This is a genomic window from Thalassovita autumnalis, assembly GCF_001458255.1.
GTDB classification, from domain to species: Bacteria; Pseudomonadota; Alphaproteobacteria; order Rhodobacterales; family Rhodobacteraceae; genus Thalassobius; species Thalassobius autumnalis.
Genome location: NZ_CYSB01000008.1, coordinates 1 through 19,723, shown reverse-complemented (window position 1 = coordinate 19,723; position 19,723 = coordinate 1). Strand labels below are relative to the sequence as shown.

Genomic DNA, 19,723 nt, shown 5'->3' with positions numbered 1-19,723 from the left:
CTGACCCTCACCCTTTTGACCCTGACAGCCTGCACGGAATACCGGCCATCCGAAGCTGAATGCTTCAACTCGTTTGCCGAGGTCAGCCGCAGCAATTGCAATTTCGAGCTGCTCGGGCCGATTGGTTCGCTGCATGAATAGCTTCCGTCCGCATATCTTTGCAGGTCTGGTGTCGCTCGCAGCACCAATGGCCTTTGCCCAAGGCGTTCCCACGTTTGATGCGGGTATGTTCTTGCAGCGCGAGCGCGTGCTGCAGCAAGGCGAACAAGATCTGGCGCTGCAGCGGGATCGGTTGACCAAAGAAGAAGAGCTTAAGGCGCTCGAGCAAGAACAACTCCAGGCGCTAGAAGACATTCTCGATGCCTCGACGCTTGCCAGCGGGAACTCAGGCGCACTGGTCGCAAGCCTGGAAGCTGGTTCATCACCTAAAAGCGCCGCAGACACGCTCTATGGTTCGGTCGACCCAAACCCAGGCGCAGCCCAGATGTTCGGCGATGCCTCAGGTTCGATTGAAGAGCTGATCATTCGCGCGGCTCAGGAAACGCACCACATGTCTGGCGTGCGCGCAGCGGGTCTATCGCCCAAGCAGTGGCGGTGTCTGTTGCAGGCGCTGATCTGGCAAGAAAGCCGCTTCACCATCGGCGCGCGCTCGCCTGTCGGTGCGTTCGGCCTGACCCAGATCATGCCCGGCACGGCCCAGGATCTCGGGATTTATCCGGCCTACTATGAAAACCCCTACATCCAGGTCACTGGCGGCGCGCGCTATCTGGCGCAGATGCTGGCCATGTTTGACGGCAACATCATTCACGGGCTGGCGGCCTACAATGCCGGTCCGGGCAATGTGCAACGCTACGGCGGCGTGCCCCCTTTCGCTGAGACCCAGCACTACGTTCAGGTGATCCCCGAGCGCTACAATCTCTACCTTGCCCGCGTGGGCGGCGTTGACGCGCTCGGCACCATTGATCCTGTTCTGCTCGCCAACTCGACCATGAGCCTCACCTCCTTCGGCGCAGGGGTCTATGGCGATTATTCCATGGTCTCGGTGCAAGCGGCTGCGCTTCGGGTGCAGAACATCATCACCCGCATCGGCGAAACCGACGACATTCACGCGGCCATGTCGCTCAACACCTATGCGCGGGCCGAACTCGCTCGCCTGATCGCAATTCGCACGCGCCTCAAGGCCGCCCATACCCGTCCGCTTGGCGCGGCCGAGCTGGCCATGGCGGCCGCACAGGCACGCGAACAAGACTTCATGCAATTCGATCTGGAGGCACTTCAATGATCCGTTTTCTTTCTACTGTTGCCACCTGCGCGTTGCTGGTTGCCTCACCCGTAGCTGCTCAAGGTGTCCCCACGGTCGACACGCGCAACATCGCCCAGGAAATTCGTCAACTGCAGCAGATGCTGGAGGATTTCGGGATCCAGACCGACCAGCTCGACACGCTTCTCGAGCAGCTAGACCTGGTACAACAGCAACTCGACACGCTCAACGAGACCTACGCCGCGCTGACCGGCGCGACGGATATCATTGAAATGGCCATGGGCGGTGATCTCGACGGGCTTCTCGATCAGGAATTCGGTGATCTCCTTGGCACCATCCGGCAAATCCAAAGCGGTGACTTCAGTGGCCTGATCGGCAATGCGGCCCCACAAATGGAAGGGCGCATGACGCAAGCCTTGGAGGATGCAGGGTTTGACCAAGAAACCCTCTCTGACATGGCCAGCAGCGGCAATCCGGGGGCGGAGCGCATTGCCAGCCAGGCGGGCACTGGGGCCGTGATGTCAGCTGCCGCTGAGAACAGCTATGAAGAGGCCGCGCAATCCCTCGAACGGGTCGAACAGCTGGTCTCATTGATCCCGGACATGGAAACGCTCAAGGAAGCGGTTGATCACAATACCCGCGTCACGGCCGAGCTGGCCATTGCCATGACACGCATGTGGGAGCTCGAAGCCATTCAAACCGTCGGCGCGGGCCAATCTGGCGTCGTTGATGCCGCCACGCTGGCCGAAGAGCGCCGCTATATGGAGTTCACCTTGCCAGAGCTTCGCGCGGACTGATGCCATGAACAGCGAGGCAGAAATCATCGAAGAGGAGCTCGTCTACGGCGCACGACGACGCGAGCTCATGTGGCAGAAGCTGGGGCTGACAGGCATGGCGTTTGGCATGGCAGGTTGCCTCGCCGCTGCCCTCGTTGCCCTGTTCGACGTGGACCCGCCGCCCATGATCGTGCCCTTTGATAGCGAAACCGGCATGGCCCTCCCCAATGCAATGGTTGAAGCCGTCTCACTCACGGAACGCCCCGCTATCATCGAGGCACAGGTCTACCGCTACGTCATTGATCGAGAGACATACAATCAGCTCGACAATGATGTGCGCGTGCGGCGGGTCCTGGATCAGTCGGACAGCGCAGCCGCCGCCGGGCTGCGCGCGCTTTGGACCAGCGGCCATGAGGCCTATCCGCCGGACAGCTATGGCACAGATGCCCGGCTTGATGTCGAGGTGCTTTCGATCACCCATATCAGCGCCAACCGTGCCCAGGTGCGTCTGCGCAAGCGGCTGAGCTCGCCGCGCGGCAGTCAAAACGGGCTCTTCACCGCAACTCTGATGTTTGAGTTTCGGCCCGAGAACAGCCGGTCGATCGACGACGTCTGGCAGAACCCTTTCGGCTTCACTGTCACAGAATACGCGATCCGCTCGGATCGTTTGGAGTAACCCATGCGCCGCCTGTTCCTGATCCTCGCCCTCTTTGTTCCGCTTGCTGGCACCGCCTATGCAGAAACCCAGCCGCGCCAAGGCCCCTATGATGCCCGCGTCCGGCTGGCCACCTATCAGGATGGGCAGGTCTATCGCATCCGCACCAGCCTGACCCATGTGACCAGCATTGAGTTTGGCCAGGGCGAAACCATCCGCTCGATCATTGCAGGCGATACCGAGGGCTTCCTTTTGGACGGCGTGCCCGGTGGTCAGGCTTTTGCGATCAAGCCCGTCACACGCGGCGCGCATACCAACATCACCGTCTACACCAACCGGCGCAGCTATTATTTCAACGTGACCGAAGCGAGTTCGCCGACCTTCTACGTCATCCGTTTCACCTATCCTGAGGCGGCTCCCCAGCAATCTCGAGGGGCCGCAAGCCAACCTGCAAACCACGCCTATGGCGTCAGCGCCCGATCCGAGATTACCCCACGCGAGATTTGGGATGACGGCACCTTCACCTATTTCCGCTTCGCCGCAAACGCGCCGTTGCCCGCAATCTTTCGCTGGTCGGCTGGCAATGAGCGCAGCGTGAATGCTCTCGCAAGGCCAGACGGCGTGATCCGTGTGTCAGGTGTCAGCGATCGATGGGTTCTCAGGCTCGGTGAGGATGAGATCTGCGTCCAAGAGATGAGCGAGGCAAACCCCGATGAGTGAAACAGCTGAGCTTAAGAAGCGGCTCGAAGCGCTTGAAGGAAAACCACAAAACCGAAATGCACCGCCATCTGTTGTCACGATTGCCCTAGGCATCGGAGCAATCGCAGCCCTTGGTGGTCTCTTGCTGTTGTTCTCTGGCGGCTCTGAACCCGAAAGCCTGGAAACCGCCTCACCGGATGAATTCCAAGCGGCGGGACCGGGCTTTGGTGCGCTCGAGTCCACGCCTGCACCGATTGACACTACCCCGCCGCCGGAACCAGACAGCGAAACAGAAGAGCTACGCGCGCAAATGGAAGCTATGCGGGCCGAACTTGAAGCACTGCGCAACGCGCCAGCACCTGAGGCTCCGACCGTCAATACAGACGCGCTGGATACCTTGGGCGCAGAGATCGATGCCCTGCGCAGCGAGGCGACAGCAACGCAAGCCGCTTTGCGCGAGGAGTTGGAAGAACGCGCGCGGCAAATCCAGCGTCTGCAGAACGATCTGGAGCTTGCACGCCTGGAAGCCCCGCGCACGCCCGCACCAACCGGCCCCACGGCCGAGGAACTGCGCCTTCAGGAGCTGGAACGACGGCGGCAAGCCGAACTTGACGAACTCCAAGCCCGCATCGCCAGCCCAATCATCGCCTTTGGCGGATCGGGTAACGGCAACAATGAAACCCCCGCGCAGCAGCGAAGGCTTGATGGCGAAACAGACTTCGTCCGCAATGGCGCTGAACCCGCTGAGGTAACGCAGGCCCAGTTGATTGTGAACCCGTCAAACACGGTTGTTCAGGGCACGATGATCCAGGCAGTCCTGGAGACCGCAATCGACAGCTCGCTCGCCGGTCAGGTCCGTGCGATGGTGTCTGAAGACGTCCACGCCTATGACGGATCACGAGTTCTGATACCGCGCGGCGCGCGTCTGATCGGGAGGTATCAATCCGGCCTCGACATCGCACAGCAACGCGTGACGATCGCCTGGGACCGGATCATTCTGCCCAGCAACCAGACCGTCGAAATCAGCGCCTTCGGGGGCGATGAACTGGGGCGGTCCGGCACTACCGGTTTTGTCGATAGCCGTTTTGGCACGCGGTTCGGTTCAGCCGCCCTGATATCGCTGATAGGAGCCTTGCCCGCCGTGGCAGCCCAGAACACCGAAGATGAGATTGCGTCGGACGTGCTCGAGGGCATTGGCGAAGACCTTCAGGACAGCGCGCAAAGCGTGATTGGCGAATATCTCTCTGTATCGCCCGTGATCTATGTCGATCAAGGTGCCCGTGTCACCGTGATGGTTGATCGCGATCTGGAGATTTCCTGATCATGGCGGCCAGCTATCTGCAAAGCTCGATGGACAAGATCCCCGAAGCGCGTGATCCAAAGCTGATCGAGCTTTGCATCAACCCCGACGGCACGCTGTGGGCGGAGTTTCAGGGGGATCACTTTATGCGGTCCGTCAATCGACCGCTCTCGCCCAACGAAATCAAAGACCTGGGCAATCAGATTGCTTCGGCCGCAAACACCACGCTCAGCCGGACCAAGCCCATCGTGTCGGTCAGCATCACCTACCGTGACCGCCCAATCCGCGCGCAAGTCATTCAGCCCCCCGCTGTCGATGGCGGCTATGCGATTTCTTTGCGGTTCTTTGCGGACCTACCATTGGACCAGATCAAACTGTCTTATCTCTTCGGCAAAGAACGCAACAATGAAGGTGCGCGGCGCAAGCGCAACGCCGAGCTGCGCGATGTCGTGGCCACCGGCGACATCGATGCGGCGATCAAGTTCTGCGTCACGCACAAGCTCAACATGATCGTCTCTGGTGGCACCTCGACCGGCAAGACCGTCACGGCACGTAAAATCCTCTCCTTCGTGCCCGCCGACGAGCGTATCGTCACGATCGAAGAGGCCGCTGAACTGCGTCCGACGCAGCCCAATGTCGTCACGCTGATGTCTGATCGCGACGAAGCCACACGCAGCGCTGATGTCCTGCTGACCTCCACCCTGCGAATGCGGCCGGACCGGATTGTTTTAGGCGAAGTGCGCGGCAAAGAGGCCATGACCTTCCTGGAGGCCATAAACACGGGCCATGGTGGCTCACTCACCACGCTGCATGCTGAAACCCCTCAGCTGGCCGTGCAGCGCCTCGCCATCGCCGCCCTGAAAACTGACGTGCCCATGACCTACCAGGACATGAACGACTACATCACCCGCTCGATCGATGTGATCATCCAGGCCGGTCGCTATGAAGGCACACGTGGCATCACCGAATTCTACCTGCCGATTGATCCGGCCCATTCAAAGGAAACAGCTCATGTTTGAATACAAGATTGAACAGATCAACACCGCCAAGACAAAGCCACCGAAGATCGAAGCGCAGCTGACGGCTCTTGGCCAAGACGGCTGGGAGCTGGTCTCGGTCGTGCCGGATTTTGACGGCGAGCATATCCTGAAGGCCTTCATGAAACGACGCACCGGCGCGAGCGCCTAAAGCAGACCGAGGAAGATCCGATGGGCGTCGTCACCTGGATGGTAGAGACCACCGACAATTTTCTGGAAGACGCAGCCCAAACCACCTTTGGCAACGTCGCCGGACAGCTTGGCGGCGTCATTGCGGTCGCCTCCACGCTCGCCGTGATCGGCGTCTTCCTCAACATGGTGTTTCAGTACAAATCGATGGATGGGCGAACCGCCTTTTGGTTCGCCCTCAAGCTCATGCTGATCTCTTTATTCGCAATGAACTGGGTCCAATTCAACGCGGTAGCCAGCGCCCTTATCAACGGGCTCGACCAGCTCGCGGGCGGCATGGTGGCAGGCCTTGGCGGAGGCGGCGCGGGTGCAACCTACTTTGCCGAGGCCTTCGACGATCTCATCGAGGAATTTGGCGACTACCTGAATGCCGCCGGAGACAACATGCATTGGATGGCCGGAGCCCTGATCGGAGCGATCGGCGCATTCCTACTAGGCGTCATCGGCGCGCTCTGCGGCCTGGTCCTGATCTTCGCCAAGATCATGCTGGCCTTCATGATCGGCATCGCCCCCATCATGATCGCGCTTTCGCTTTTTGATGTCAGCAAGGACTATTTCCACCGCTGGCTGTCCAGCACAGTATCCTACGCGCTCTACCCCCTCGTGATCGCAGGCGTGTTTTCCACCGTCGTCGGGATGTCGCGCTCGCTGATGACCGAACTCGGAGATCCCTCTGGCGCGAGCAACATCGGTGCACTTGTGCCCTTCTTTATGATGATGTTCCTCGCAGGCGGCATGATCATCGCCACCCCGCTGATCGTGCGCTCCATCTCAGGCAATTTCATGATGGCCGGACCGCCAAGCATTCCGGGTCCTGGCGGCTTCGCAAAAGGGTTGATTGGAACCAAGGGGTCACGGGCGCGGGCAAGGTTTGGGACCAGATCGAATGCTGAGATCGCGGGGGCTGGGATACGGCAGGCAGGTGGCGCGACCGTTTCGATGGTTCAGAGAGTTGCTGAACGGGCGAAGCGGTTGGAATAATGGTCATGGGGCAAGTTGGCCTTAGAACGCTACAGCCAGATTCCAGGGTTTTGCGCGGCAGTCTCGTCATTAGTTCAGACTAAAGTTCAGTCTGGCATGTTTACGATCGCCACCCCATCGATACAGTCTCTTGCCAACTCGACCAGATGCGCGTGGTGTGTGAAGAGGATTGCTTGTCCGTTCGCGCCGATCTCGGCACAGAGTTGCAAGGCCGCTCGTGCCCGCACATCGTCAAATGTCTCCATGATATCGTCCAGGACCATCGGCAGTGGGCCAGGGTCACGCGCAAAGCTGCGATATCCAGCAAGACGCAACGCAAAGTACAGCTGACCCATTGTGCCCGTCGACATCTGCTCCACAGGAACCGTGTTTCCATCTGGCTGAATACCGACGAGCTTTTCGCCTTCGGACTGTGTCCAGACATCAACACCGGTCCAGGCCGGGGAGGTCATGGTGACGAAAGCCTCTTCGACGTCGCGCAGCATGCTGCCGCGCCGCTCTGCCGCAAGGCGACGCAGCGCCCCTCGTGCCGCCAGCACTCCGAGTCTAGCCACAGCCGCCTGACGCGCGCCGCTCCGTAGCTCTTCCAGCAGTGTCGCTTGTTCGGTCGCGAGGTCGCTGCGGTCGGCGGCTTGAAAAGCTTCGCGATATAGACGGTCAGCTTCTCGCTGAGCATCGCGGGCGGCGTCCCGGGTGAGCTGTGCGTCTTGCTGCGCCTGTTCCAGCTCTGTCGGGCGCGTGGCGTCAGGCATCCGATCTAGTTCCTCGGCGAAAAGATCGGCATCGACTCCTTCTCGGGCTTTTTGGCGTTCACGTGCCGCAATTGCCTTTTCCGCTCGAAGACGATCACGTTCAACCAACTTTGCAACACGATCGCGAGGCATCAAGTCCTGACGTCCTTGCCCTTCGAAACAAGATTCTAGGTGGGCGTTCGCGTCCTGAAGCTCCGTCTCTTCGCTACGTTTGAAACGGTCAAGTTCATCCCGTCGCAGAACCGCCTCTTCCCGTTTTTCGTCTGCCCGCACGGCCAAAGCTTGACGCGAGCGAGCGCGGTCGATGATCTGGACAGGATCTGCATCGTTTTCAGGATCCCCCAGAATTCGGATCAAGCGCTCTGCGCTATCTGCCAGCGCAGCGATCGCTTGCTCCAAGGCCCCAATCCGCATTGAGAGCTTTCTATGCTCTCCATAAAGCTGCTGCAGGCTCCGAAGGTGCGGCAAAGCGGCTCGAATACCATCAAGCGAACAATCCGGCAACGGCAACGCAACAGTTAACTGTTCAAGCTTATTCAAAGCGAAGTCGAGATCGTCGCTCGCTTGCTCAGCCTTTTTTTCCAACTCAGCAATGGTCTTCTTGCCATCCTGCCATTTGGCCCAAGCCTCGCGATCGCTTTTTTCCAACGTGAGCGCTCTCTGAATTTGAGTGGGCAGATCACCTTGCGCGGGATCATACCCAAGGGGACGCGCCGCTCCAGTCAATGCATCGTAAGCCTCCGCTTGTTGCAAAAGACGGTCTTTCAACGCTCTTTCAGCATTGGAAACATCGGCCGCGGCTTCGGCCGCCGTCGTCAGAGCTTGTTGGCGAGCGTTGAAGGCCGAAGGGGGCGTGCCTGCTTCAAACCCCAGTGCCAGCGCCAATCTTGAACAGCTTTCTGACAAGCGGTCATGTCTCGCAATCAAGTCGTCTTGACGGTTCTTTGCAGTTTCATGCCGGGCTTCAGCGCTCCGCACCTTCCCCTGTGCGGCCAACAGCCGCTGCCGAGCCTCAGCCCCCGTAAGGTAATGAGCTCGGGCGCTGTCATCAGCGTACATCGCCTCCTCGAACTGGTCAGCCGTCTCACTTGTCAGATCGCCCCGATGCTGCTGCCATTCGATATCACGCTGACGCCGCGTCTCTTCGGTCTTGACGATGTCAACGGCGTCAGGTGCGGCCTCTTGCGTCGTTAGATCTGCCCGCGCCTCCACCAACTCGGCTACACGGGCCTCGAGGTCTTTCCGGGCCGACGCAAGATCGGCAGTTAGGGTTGCCCAATCCTGACTGACTTCTTCGAGCGTTTCTCGCGCAGGTAAGCCTGCTGCAACAAGGTCCATCCAAGACTGCGGCAGACCAGCTGCGACCTTGGTCAGGCGCGCCAAAGTTTGGCCATGAGCAACTTCGAAAGCGGACACATCCGCTACGGTTTTCCATTTTTCGAAGGCGAGTCTCAGAGCCGTCAAATCTTGCGGCTCACAGGGCGCTTTGCCATGTTGGACGAGAGCGACTTCAGCGGCCTCCTTTGCAGCACTGGCTGAAAGACTGGCCGTCAAGCACTCCTGCACTGCGGTGGCGATGTCTTCCAAATCATTTGCCTCTAAGGTGATTGTGGACGGCGGCGCATCCGGCACCTCGAGGAGAACCAATACTTTGTCTATTTGCTCTCCGAGGTTGTCCAAGTCTTCGCGGCGACGGTCGAGGTCAGCCTTCGCGGTGCTCGCGCGCCCCAAAAGCGGTGCACCATCAAAAGTTAGTTGATCAAGCCGTTCCAACTCTGCCTTCAAAGGCTGAGCCAAGTTGTCGATTGGGTGGTCATCGATGATCTGATCTAGTTTGACGATTTCTTCTTCCGCTTCAGTGACTCGGATCGACTGAGCCGCGATTTTCTCGACCAGGCCAGCGACACGCTCTGCCGCATCGGGGGCAAGGTCGGGACCGCCGGGAAAATCGGCCAAGGCTTCAGTCAGTTGCCCCATCTTCTCGGTCCGAACATACCATAACTCCGCAGCCTTCGACGCTGCTTGTCGTTGATAAACTTGTCGAAGCTCAGCATCGGCAGTTTCGAAATCGGCTACTGTCCGGTCACGATCTTGGCGAAGTTTGCACTCTCGCTCAGTCGTCAAGTGATCAGCACGCAATTCGCGACCAATCTCTTTGACGCGATCACTGCCGGTCTTCAATACCGTACCCCGACCACGTTTCTTGTAGAATTTGTCTGCTCGCTCGGCCAAGGAATCCAGAGTTTGAGCCATCCCTGTCAGACCGGAGAGACCTGCATGCAGGAGTTGGCCAAGGTCACCCTGCGCTCCGGCAATTCGCTCGCCGCCCTCTCGCAGACCTTTCTCATTGAGTGAAAACCGTTCCTCATAGGTGTCTCGAGTCAGGCCGTGCAGAGCTCCAGACAAAATCGCCTCGTTGATAGGGCGTTCGTTCGAGTCCAGCAGTGATTGGGTTCTCTTGCTGTTGCGACGCAATACGGTGGTTCCACGTTCAGGCAGATCAAGTTCAGCACCCACCACAAGATCACTTCGATCGAACCGGAAAGCGTAGGGATGGGCCCCGCCTTTGAAACCGAAAAGCAATTCCAGAAAACCATTGAAAGCGGTAGACTTGCCTGCCTCGTTCTGTCCGAAAACCACCGTTACATCAGGCTTCCCATCGGCCGGTTTTGGAAAACAAATATCGGCATCTTTAAAGCGCCCATAACGGATAAGATCCAACCGGTTCAATCTCATTGGGAAATATCCGCATGCAGATTTAGAGAGACTTCCGCAATCGCTTCTTCGAGAAGTGCGTCCAATCTGTCCTCAGCAAACTCGTCTGTGATTTCTGACGGCATAGCTAGACGCAGTTCTTCGAGCTGTTGGAGAGCGGCCTGTCGAAAACCATCTTCGGTCAATTCCTCCTGCATCAAGCGAACCAAATCATCAGTCTCGGCACTGGATTGGCTGACCGGCGGTGCCGATTTAACCTTGTCGAGGAATACGCCATTAATACTGTCTAGGACTTCTGACGCCAGTTCTGTAACAAGCTCAGTACCGTATCGATCCGAAGTAGTGCTAAGTCGCACAGCTATATCGCGCCCTAGCGATTGCGCGGTCATCAAGCCGTCGCGCAATTTTCTAAGTACCTCTTGTTGGTCAGAACATGCGCTTAGGTCTAGAGAGCATTCAGAAAAGCCAAGTCGCCCAACCGTTCGGCGTTCAAATTCCGGGACCCCATCCCCCATCGAAACCAAGGTCACAGTTCCCCCGTGACGCTCGCCAAAATGACGCGGTTGCGGGATACCAGGCATAACCGCCAGAACCGATCCATCAACTCGCTCAAACGGTGCGTGAATGTGCCCGAGACACCAAAGATCGAAACCGTGCCCCATCAGGTCCTGTTCAGCGCAAGGCGCATAGGGATCATGACCTGGGGCACCATCTAGCGAGGTGTGCATAAGACCAATATTTCGTTTTCCCGGAACTGGAACTGGGTAGTCCGGTAGGAAGCTCTTTGCCACATGCGCCGTATCGAAAGACAGGCCATGGAACGCAGCATTACCGATTTCGACGGTAGGAGCGTCTTTGTGCAAAAGATGGATGTTTGGCCCCAAGTCTCCATGAGCATTGTGATCCAAAAGCGCGTCGTGGTTGCCCCGGATCAGTACCGTAGGCACCCCAGCTTCTGCGGCGCGCGCCAGCTGAGTTATCAGGAAAGCACGGGACTTAAGATCCGGGTAACCATTGTCAAAAATGTCACCCGCAAGCACAAACGCATCGACCTGTTCCGATACCGCCAGATCAACGATCTCGACAAAGGCATCACGGCTGGCCTGCTTCAAGCGATCTCCGAGGTCGGGATTGCGCAGTGCTACAGATCTTATGGGTGATCCGAGGTGAGTGTCAGCTGAAACTAGTAGGCGCATAATTGTTCTGTCCGTATTCCGCGAATGGTGCGGCTCTTACCCCGATGCAACAGTTTCGCAGTTGGCCTGAAATCGTAGTGCCTCCCTCGCAAATAGGGGTAAGACCATCCAACTTTTCGAGATCGATCCAAATCAACTTTCCGCACCCGTAAGAGCCTTGTAGTGCACTGGTGCAACGGTTTGGATCATCTCTAAGAGGTGCTTAATATTTGTCTGAGTTTCTCCAACCAATGCTGGGTCAAGGCCCGACATCGTCGGGTGTGATAAGTCATTGGTATACTTATACAAAGATGACTTGATCTGCTCATCATAGTCAAGATTCTCCAGCTTCTTGAAAAAAGATTTTCCGGTAGAATGCTGGTCTAGAAAGGTCTCGAGCACTTTTCTTGCTATGTTTGGGATTGGATAAGACTGAGCAATCGTCCCATCTGAAACAAATTCCGCAAGAGTTCTAAACAGATATATATATTCGTTTCGGTTTTCTATGAGAACTTTATCCAACGGCTTAAGGTCGGTCTCTCTGGCACCAGGACTGGTATTGGTGCAGTGCAGCATCCAATACGACTTATCTTTCTGATTTCCATAGGTAAACCATCCTAGAAGAAGCTTTAGGAACTCAAAATTGTGTGTCAAAAGAAAGACTTGCCGCGCATCTTTCACTGCACTCTTCAAATAGGAAAAGGCCTGATAAACTGAACTGGAGTCTAGGCTGGAGATCGGATCGTCGATCACAACAATCCCATCTTCAAGGTCAAAATCTTGGTCATTCAAGCCGACAACGAAATACAGGAAGGTGATGGCTGTTTTCTCGCCTTCACTTAGCCTCTTTGCCGCTCGGCCAAAACGCATTACTCGATAACCCTCTCCTTCAGGTTCAAATCTTAGATCATCACGGCCCAAAAAAGAGGCCAGTTTCTGAGACAAGTCAGCGGCAGCTTGATGGGAGTTAGATATTCTAGCTCGGTTGTCTTTAATGCGTGTCTCTAGATCTTTAGTACCCAGAGTGCTGTGCTTCGCATCACCGTCAATGCACGCCTTAATCTCGCCATCCAAGACACTGATTTCATCTGAAACATCTTGAACATCTTGTTGGATCGCCGACAAGAAATGTGTTTCGATCTTCGAAAAATTACTGTCGAGCCGATTCTGGTAATCATCAGTTTCTGCATTGTGGCGTCTGATAAGTGTGTTGAGTGCTTCTACTGCCGCATCCCAGGTTGAACTGCTGAGTGCGGAAATCATCACCTCATAGCTCTCTGTACGCCTAGTGAGCTTGTCCTTAAGCGCTTCATCCATTTCTTTCAGGTTTGACAGTATCTGGGCTTGTTCTTCGGAAAGGACCTTTGAATTCTTTGAGAATTCTTCCTGAAGTTCAGGGTAAAGATTTTTTTCACTCAAGCCTTTAATACGTTCAATTTTGTCTCTGGCTGTACGAACTGAGGAAATCGCACTCTCGATCTCTAACTTTAGTTTACTATCAGATTCGTTGAAGTGTGCAGCTAACTCCGCTTCACGGTCCTCGGGGATTTTTTGCAGGCAGTACTCGCAAATCTGGTCATCTTTCCTATCGTGAAGATCTCTCCCACGCTCGACCCAATCCGCCAATTCGGGATTGGTTTTTATGCGCTCTATTGCAGCAGATGTTGCACTTTTTCGCCCGAGGTTTAAGATTACGTCTCTCAGCAGTTTTAGCGCCTCAAAGAGAGTTTGCTCACCTTTATGAGTTTCCATTTTAACAGTTGGAAATTCATCCAAACGGTCTAGAGCAGTCTGTTTCATTTCCGCAGACGTGACGGCCAACTCATCGATGGAAAGCTGCTTGGCACTGGACATTTCACCATAGGCTTTTTCGGCGTTTCGTTTGTTATAAGTCCTAGTGACGGCCCCTTTGGAGGCTTCGGTAATTTTTGGGGCCACATCGGTGAAGAGCTTCCCCTTCTTTTTTACCAACTTATCTCTTTCAGACGACTTTTCCTCAAGCTGCTGTTTCAGCAAGGCAAGCTGAGCTTCGTCAGACTTCACAGTCTCAGCAAGCGCCTTATTTTCTTCACCTATGACATATATTGGATTCAGCGTGCCTTCGAGTTTGCCAATGTTGGCATCCACATACTCCGCATTGAATACTCTTATCTTGCGCGAATAGGGGGCTCCCTGTTGAAAATCTCCATCTTCGGTCTTGATCTTGTACTTGAGGTTGGGGAAACCTTCCGCTTGTCCCGTGTTCAAGTCTGCAAAAAAACGGGACAGTGTCGTCTTTCCCGAGCCGTTGAGCCCGTAGATCAAGTTAAATCGCTTAAAGGGTTCCATCCCCGCAGGCTTTTTGTAGTTTGAAAAAACGCCAAGATTTTCAATCTTTAAGAAGTGTTGGATCATGTAAATTTCCAAATACTCAAATTTTACAATGAAGTTCATTGCCACCTCTCACTATGTGTCAGAGGCCAGTGAACTGGCAACCGAAAACTCGCGCCAAAATTGTACCCCCATCCATCAACCGCAACCCCGAGAGAGTGTCTTCGATGACTTAAGACGCCATAGCTCACCAAACTGACTGTACATCGAGCCTGAGAGTTTCTGTGCAAAAAACCTCCCTGTCAAACTACCGGAACGCATCTTCCAAAAAACGATCCACCCTTTCTGTTCCAGACCGATAATCATCCAGACTAGGTTCATCGCTGGACTGCACGCCCTGCCCGTAAGACGCCAGTTTTTCGATCTCTTCGCGCCGTTCCCCACCAACTTTTGATACCTCAGCAGCAACCACCTTAGGCATCTCAAGCGCGCCAATCTTAGCCTCCAGCGCCTTGATCTGCCCTTGTAGGCCGCGCATCTGGTCACCCGCTGAGGGAAATGGCAGATCGCCTGTCTGCTTGTCGAAGATCTGCTTAAAGAACCGGTCTTCATAGTATTTGATCCGTTTGGCTCGCACGGGCATTTGCGCGTCGACCACCAGAACGATGTCATCAAGATCCATGCGCCGCGCCTCATCCTCAGGTAGCAGCGCGGTCTCTTCGGTCCGTTCAGACATACTGCGACCGGCGAAGGGGTTGCGACCGACCGAGCGCGAGCGGGTCACAACGCGCTTGGTGGTTTTGCCGACGGCTTTGCTAAGCTCTTCGATGGTCTTCTCATCCGAGGGCGTCAGATAGAGCTTGATGCCCGCGTTACCCTGCAAGGCGCGGCGGGCGTTTTCACCATAGATCTCGTCAAGTGCCGGGATTGTCTGTGTGACGATCGCAAGATTGGCTCGGTACGATCGCAGGGTTTCAATGCTGTCCAGAACGATCGGCATTTTGCCCAGGCGGTTGAACTCATCGAGCATGATCATCACCGGCCAGGGTTCGTCCTTGCCGGGTTCATGATCCTGAAGCGATGCCAGTAAATCCGAGAAGAACAAGCGGATCAACGGCGCGAGCGGTTTTACCATCAGCGGTTCGACCACAAGATAAACCGAAAACGGCGACTTTCGGATGTCGCGGAAATCGAAGTCTGACGTTGCGGTCGCACGGTCGATGGCGGGGTTTGACCACTGCTTCAGGCCGGACGTCATCAAGAGCGACAGATAAGAGGTGAGCGTGTCGTTGTTGGTCGAGGCCATGCGCATGAAGATTAGCTTGGCAGCGGGATTGACCACTTCGTCGGCGCGGCGGCGATATTCCTTCTGCTTGTCCCCGCCAGATGCGGTGATGCGATAGATCTCGCCCAAGGTCGGCCGCTTGCGCTCGAACGCCAAAAGCCCCGCCGCCACGAATAGATCGACACCGCCATCAAGGAGTCCCTGAACCCGGTCGTTATCTGCTTGCAGGAACAAAGAGGCCAGGAGTTGCAGCTCCATCTGCTGACGGTCGACATTTTCGAGCGCCGATATGCGCAACAAAGGATTGTAGCGGTGCGAGCGGCCATCCTTCCAATCTGTTGGCGCGAACCGGAACACCTTGTAACCCTGCGCAGCCCTGTGGCGGGCGGTTGCCTCGAAGTTTTCACCCTTCACGTCCAGCACAACCGCGCTGCCCCGATAGGTCAGAAGGTTTGGGATGACGAAACCCGTCGTCTTGCCGCGTCCGGTCGGGGCCACGATCAAAGCATGGGGGAATACCTTGGACATCACGAAGGGTTTGCGACTCTTAGGCTTACCCATTTTGCCGAGGACAAAGCCGTGGCCGGGCTTTCCGAAAAAGCCGTTCCGCTTCATCTCGGACATCTGCTGCCAGTGGGTTTCCCCAAATTTGGTCAGCGCATCGTTCATCAACACCGCACTGAGCAAAACACCGGCACTAGTGCTGATCCCCACGATCAAGTGAACAATCTGCATATCGGCCGGATGGGTCATTCGGAGAACCCCATAGCTGCGCGCCAACATCAGGAAATCGATATCCGCCCCGCCCCCGAACCAGCGGAATGTCAGAAAGGCCGACGCCAGAACATACCCCAGCACCGCGCCGAGAAGAGCAAAGCTCATGACGCCGAGTGCGATCCGCGCCTTACCCATGCGTCACGCCCTTTTCGCCGTCGGCATCGACATGCCGCTCGCGTTGAACATCAATTTCTTCATTGGCGATCTCGTCTAGGACATGCTCCATCGCCACACTGTTCGCCAGAGCGGCATCGCTCTGCAGATAGGCCTTAGCCGCATAGAGCCGGTCCAAACGGTCTTCGATATGTTCCTCCAGCGCGGTCTCATCGCCAATTGCCAAGTCCGGGGTATTTTCTTCACCGGCCAGATCCTCCAGTTCGGCCCTCAAAGTCTCGCGCTCCAGATCGTTTCGGAATGGATCTGCGGTCGGATCATCTCTCAAACGGCTCAGGATGTCAGAGGTGGTCGGCGGCAACCCGTCGACTATGGCTTCCTCCCGGTCGGCCTCCACCGCTCCACTGTCCTTGAGAACTTCAGCATTGGCCAACATCCGGCCCAGATCACTGTGCACCTGGTCAAGGCGGTCGATCGCTTTCTCAAGCTCATCGGCGCGTGACAGGTCAAAGCCATCCTTCTCGGCAATTGCCTTCAAATCCTGTCCAAGCCATTGCCGCTCGAGCGCGGCATTGCCCGCGCCGATTTCGACCCGACGCGCTACATCCTGCGCGTCAATGCCGGTGCCTTTCAAAGCCTGTTCAAGACGTTCGGTAAGAGCTGTATCCCGCAATGCACTTTGGGCGTCGGCCTGAATGTTCGCGGCCGAATAGATCCCGCTCTTGGAGGCATCTTCGAGCAAGGTGTGGGACTGCGCTCCCATTGGGCTGAGATGTGACAAAGAGCGATAGATGTCGTTCAGCTCATGCTCGAACGCCGCGCGCCGCTCTACTGGGGCGTCCGCCACAATGCGTTCGGCCTGGTTGATCTTGTCGTGAAAGGCATCCACGACCTCGTCAAAGGAATGCTGTTCTTCGGCCATGCCATATACCTTTCCATCTGCTTCAATCGGTTTGCCCTGCGCCAAAAGCGTCGCAGCCTTGTCCAAGGCTGCTGCGATGTCATGCTGGTTCTCGCGCGAGGCCTCGGCAGCCAGGCCGCGATAAAGCCGCGCGTTCTGGGCGACTTCAGCCAATGCACGGTCAAGCTCTGCCCCCACGCGCTCTCGCTCGGTCGGCTTCTGCCCCGTAGCTTCTGCACGACGTTGGTCCACGTCGCTTGGCATCTTCGTCGTGATGCCTCGCTCAAGCTTTCGGGTCGCCTCGAGCCTCAGCCCATAGCGGTCCGACACCTCAACCATCGCCTCGCGAAAACTGTCGTAGTTGAAGTGGTGCCCTTCTTTCAAAAAGAAGAATTCACCGTCCTTGCTGCGCCGGTTCAGTACGATATGGGCATGCGGGTGATCCCGGTCCTCATGCACGGCGGCGATATAGTCAAAGTGGCTGCCTTCGCCCTGAAAGAACCGCTCACAGATCTCGCGCGTGATCTCGGCAACATCCTCGCCGCGCGTGCCAATTGGGAAGGCCATCAAGAGGTGCGAGGTCTGCCCCAGTTTGGGATGGAACCCCTCATTCCACTGTGCGGAAAACCGGCGCGTGACCTGCTCGATCTCTTTCACGGACAAGACGCTTTGGCCGTCATAGGTGCCACGGCTGTCGATGATGAAGCTCGACTTGGTGGTTAGATACTCCAGCTGGTTACGCAGCTGAGTTTTGTTGTGCGTTCCGCCGTCGCGAATGGCTTTGAAGATCGCGGGGGAATGCCCCATGGCGGCGCGCGCCATCTGCTTTGCACGGGCACGCGGAACGCTGCCGCGAATGCGGCTCCAGTCTCGATCAAAGAAGGCCTCCTGTGCGGCCGCAACGGCGTTACTCCGGGCCATCGGCAAAACCCCTCAGAACGCGCGCAACCTCGCCGGACAGCGCGCTGCGTCGGCGCTGCGCCATGTCCTGAACCTGGTCTGCGATGTCGAAGATCAGCCCGGCCAAGGCGCGCACTTGGCCATGGGCAGAATTGCCATAAGGCGGCGTCTTACCCTGGCGCTTTGCCTCGTTCAGGCGCTGCGCAATTTGGTTGATGTTGTTGCCGGTGCGATTGAGCGAGGCCGATAGCCCCTGCATCTGATTGGCCAGTTCATCGTCGGGGACAAAGAGATCGTTTGAGGCATGGATCAACCGCCGCAGCCCCTCCGCCCGGCTGGTGATATCATGCCGTGTCAGCACCGCATCGAAGCCCGCAAGCTCCTTTGGCGTCAGCCGGACATTCACCAGTTCGGAGCGCACGCGCGCGTCGAGTTTGCGGCTTTGATCGGCCTTCAACGTGTAGAAGATGCTGCGGGTCGTGACGCCGAATTCGCGGGCCAGATCCTCGATCGGCACCCCTTCGGCACGCTTGCGCACGATGGCAAAACGCTGTTTCTGCGTCAGTCGCTTGTGCCGTGGTGTGCGCGGTCGGCCCATGTGAAGTAATCACCCCTATTTCTTGCCAGCATCATACAGGCAGCTCTGTTATGGCATTTCGCCATAATTGATTCAATATTATAATATTGTATCAACTGCCTGTATTCCGTTTGGAGCAGCCATAAGCTGCGACCGCCGGGCAAAGCCCGGCCACATGCGCAAGGCATGGCACCACTAGTCGTGGTTCCACGCCTCAGCATCGCCAAGCAATTGCAGCGCTATTGCGCGGGCCGCGCCTTCGGCGCTGGTATAGGTTTGATGGTCGGGCAGCTCGTGTAGATCAAAGGGCTGTTGCGGGTCGTCCGATGCCTCAACTCGGACATAGATCGCCCAGCCATCGATCAGTGCTGGATCATCACAATACTCCTACCCGCCATCGGGCACTTTCAGTTTGACTTGCTTTGTGCAATATGCTTTTAGCTAAATGCATATTGCACAGGAAAGATATCATGGCTGTCAACACAACATTGGCTTCAATCAGCGAGGCACTCGAAAAATCACCGCGCAACGGGTACGTGGCCGAGCTGCATCTTCAAGTTATCAAGCACCACAATGTTCTTCAGAACGTGACAGGGAAAGAGTTCTGCGAAGGACTGGGGATCGGAACGTCCTTCGGCACAGAGTTTGCCAAGATGAAAAAGATTGCCCCTCGCCTAATTCAAGCGGGATTGGACGTAGCCAAACTCTGACCCAGTGAACGCGGCTGCCCGCGTCCACTGCTGCTTTGATGTCTTCCAAGGTCATCGCAACGCCTCCTCAAGGATTGCGAGAGCCCCAAGACAATCGTCGATATAGGGCTGCTCCTCGCCGTCCAGATCGTTCAGTTCCAGCCGGCTCAACACCGCGTAAAGCGTGGCGCGCGCCTCACGGGCGGCGCTTCGCAAGCTGACGGTATCTTCCAAACGCGCCGTCGCAAAATCATCGCTGTGATAGTCGGGAGTCATGCTGCCACCTCCTTGCTTTGACCTGCTGCTTGCAAAGCAAAGTCTGTGGCTTTCTGCGCTTCAGATGCCGCACGAAAAACCGCCCGTTTGTCCTCTTTGAGCGCTTTCAACCACCCTTCAACGTAGGCGGCGCTTTGGTCGAATTCCGGCGCGACGCCAATCTGAGCACCAAGAAAACAAGCGCCAATTTCTGCGACCAGTTCTTCAAAGGCATAGGCTTCACGATTTGCAAACTTCTTGATCCGCTCCAGCCGCTTTTCGCTGCCGGTCCAATGGGCCTTATGCCGATGTCGGCATAAGGCCCATAATGCCGAGGTTCGGATTATGCCGCGCCGTTCCTCATAACCTGTTGTT

At 56.6% G+C, this 19,723-nt stretch carries 17 protein-coding genes; 9 read left to right on the top strand and 8 right to left on the bottom strand.

Going from position 1 to position 19,723, the window contains the following annotated elements; all coding sequences use genetic code 11:
• Positions 1-133: 133 nt before the first annotated feature.
• Genes TL5118_RS02575 through TL5118_RS02545 form a run of 8 tightly spaced genes read left to right on the top strand, consistent with a single transcriptional unit; the run spans position 134 to position 6,898 of the window.
• On the top strand, positions 134-1,282 hold the full coding sequence (locus TL5118_RS02575) for a lytic transglycosylase domain-containing protein (RefSeq protein ID WP_058260731.1): 1,149 nt from the start codon (positions 134-136) through the stop codon (positions 1,280-1,282).
• Positions 1,279-2,058: a type IV secretion system protein gene (locus TL5118_RS02570; RefSeq protein WP_058260730.1), complete on the top strand. Its 780-nt coding sequence runs from the start codon at positions 1,279-1,281 to the stop codon at positions 2,056-2,058. Before TL5118_RS02575 ends, TL5118_RS02570 begins: the two co-directional genes overlap by 4 nt.
• A 4-nt stretch (positions 2,059-2,062) precedes the next feature.
• Positions 2,063-2,713, top strand: a complete 651-nt coding sequence (locus TL5118_RS02565; RefSeq protein ID WP_058260729.1) for a VirB8 family type IV secretion system protein — start codon at positions 2,063-2,065, stop codon at positions 2,711-2,713.
• A gap of 3 nt (positions 2,714-2,716) precedes the next feature.
• Positions 2,717-3,412 (top strand): TrbG/VirB9 family P-type conjugative transfer protein, encoded by a 696-nt coding sequence (locus TL5118_RS02560; protein ID WP_058260728.1) that lies wholly within the window; start codon positions 2,717-2,719, stop codon positions 3,410-3,412.
• Positions 3,405-4,712 carry a TraB/TrbI/VirB10 family type IV secretion system protein gene (locus TL5118_RS02555; RefSeq protein ID WP_058260727.1) on the top strand — a complete coding sequence of 436 codons (1,308 nt, stop codon included), beginning with the start codon at positions 3,405-3,407 and terminating at the stop codon, positions 4,710-4,712. Before TL5118_RS02560 ends, TL5118_RS02555 begins: the two co-directional genes overlap by 8 nt.
• A gap of 2 nt (positions 4,713-4,714) precedes the next feature.
• Positions 4,715-5,710, top strand: coding sequence for an ATPase, T2SS/T4P/T4SS family (locus TL5118_RS02550; RefSeq protein ID WP_058260726.1), 996 nt, complete (start codon positions 4,715-4,717; stop codon positions 5,708-5,710).
• Entirely contained in the window at positions 5,703-5,879 is a 177-nt protein-coding gene (locus TL5118_RS20825) for a DUF4177 domain-containing protein (protein ID WP_165590010.1), read from the top strand. Before TL5118_RS02550 ends, TL5118_RS20825 begins: the two co-directional genes overlap by 8 nt.
• A gap of 20 nt (positions 5,880-5,899) precedes the next feature.
• Positions 5,900-6,898: a TrbL/VirB6 family protein gene (locus TL5118_RS02545; protein ID WP_058260725.1), complete on the top strand. Its 999-nt coding sequence runs from the start codon at positions 5,900-5,902 to the stop codon at positions 6,896-6,898.
• An 86-nt stretch (positions 6,899-6,984) separates the two neighbouring features.
• Here the strand turns inward: TL5118_RS02545 and TL5118_RS02540 are convergent, their stop codons facing one another.
• The 6 genes from TL5118_RS02540 to TL5118_RS02510 form a co-directional block, all read right to left on the bottom strand.
• Positions 6,985-10,371, bottom strand: a complete 3,387-nt coding sequence (locus TL5118_RS02540; RefSeq protein ID WP_165590009.1) for an AAA family ATPase — start codon at positions 10,369-10,371, stop codon at positions 6,985-6,987.
• An 11-nt stretch (positions 10,372-10,382) separates the two neighbouring features.
• On the bottom strand, positions 10,383-11,561 hold the full coding sequence (locus tag TL5118_RS20820; protein ID WP_082638135.1) for a metallophosphoesterase family protein: 1,179 nt from the start codon (positions 11,559-11,561) through the stop codon (positions 10,383-10,385).
• Positions 11,562-11,693: 132 nt separating this feature from the next.
• Positions 11,694-13,973, bottom strand: a complete 2,280-nt coding sequence (locus TL5118_RS02525) for an AAA family ATPase (protein ID WP_058260721.1) — start codon at positions 13,971-13,973, stop codon at positions 11,694-11,696.
• 184 nt (positions 13,974-14,157) lie between these two features.
• Positions 14,158-16,047 carry a type IV secretory system conjugative DNA transfer family protein gene (locus TL5118_RS02520; protein WP_058260720.1) on the bottom strand — a complete coding sequence of 630 codons (1,890 nt, stop codon included), beginning with the start codon at positions 16,045-16,047 and terminating at the stop codon, positions 14,158-14,160.
• Positions 16,040-17,848 (bottom strand): relaxase/mobilization nuclease domain-containing protein, encoded by a 1,809-nt coding sequence (locus tag TL5118_RS02515; protein WP_058260719.1) that lies wholly within the window; start codon positions 17,846-17,848, stop codon positions 16,040-16,042. Before TL5118_RS02515 ends, TL5118_RS02520 begins: the two co-directional genes overlap by 8 nt.
• The gene (locus TL5118_RS02510) at positions 17,835-18,425 is read right to left on the bottom strand and encodes a helix-turn-helix domain-containing protein (protein ID WP_058260718.1); all 591 of its coding nucleotides are present in this window, start codon (positions 18,423-18,425) and stop codon (positions 17,835-17,837) included. Before TL5118_RS02510 ends, TL5118_RS02515 begins: the two co-directional genes overlap by 14 nt.
• 449 nt (positions 18,426-18,874) lie before the next feature.
• Here TL5118_RS02510 and TL5118_RS02505 point away from each other — a divergent pair, with 449 nt between their 5' ends.
• Positions 18,875-19,114 (top strand): HTH-like domain-containing protein, encoded by a 240-nt coding sequence (locus TL5118_RS02505; protein ID WP_058260717.1) that lies wholly within the window; start codon positions 18,875-18,877, stop codon positions 19,112-19,114.
• A 51-nt stretch (positions 19,115-19,165) separates the two neighbouring features.
• On the opposite strand, the gene TL5118_RS02500 is transcribed toward TL5118_RS02505, so the two are convergent.
• Both TL5118_RS02500 and TL5118_RS02495 read right to left on the bottom strand, forming a co-directional pair.
• Positions 19,166-19,369 carry a hypothetical protein gene (locus TL5118_RS02500; RefSeq protein WP_058260716.1) on the bottom strand — a complete coding sequence of 68 codons (204 nt, stop codon included), beginning with the start codon at positions 19,367-19,369 and terminating at the stop codon, positions 19,166-19,168.
• Positions 19,366-19,723: zincin-like metallopeptidase domain-containing protein (locus TL5118_RS02495; protein WP_242601712.1), on the bottom strand; the 358-nt coding region annotated here is incomplete at its 5' end. The genes TL5118_RS02500 and TL5118_RS02495, both read right to left, overlap by 4 nt.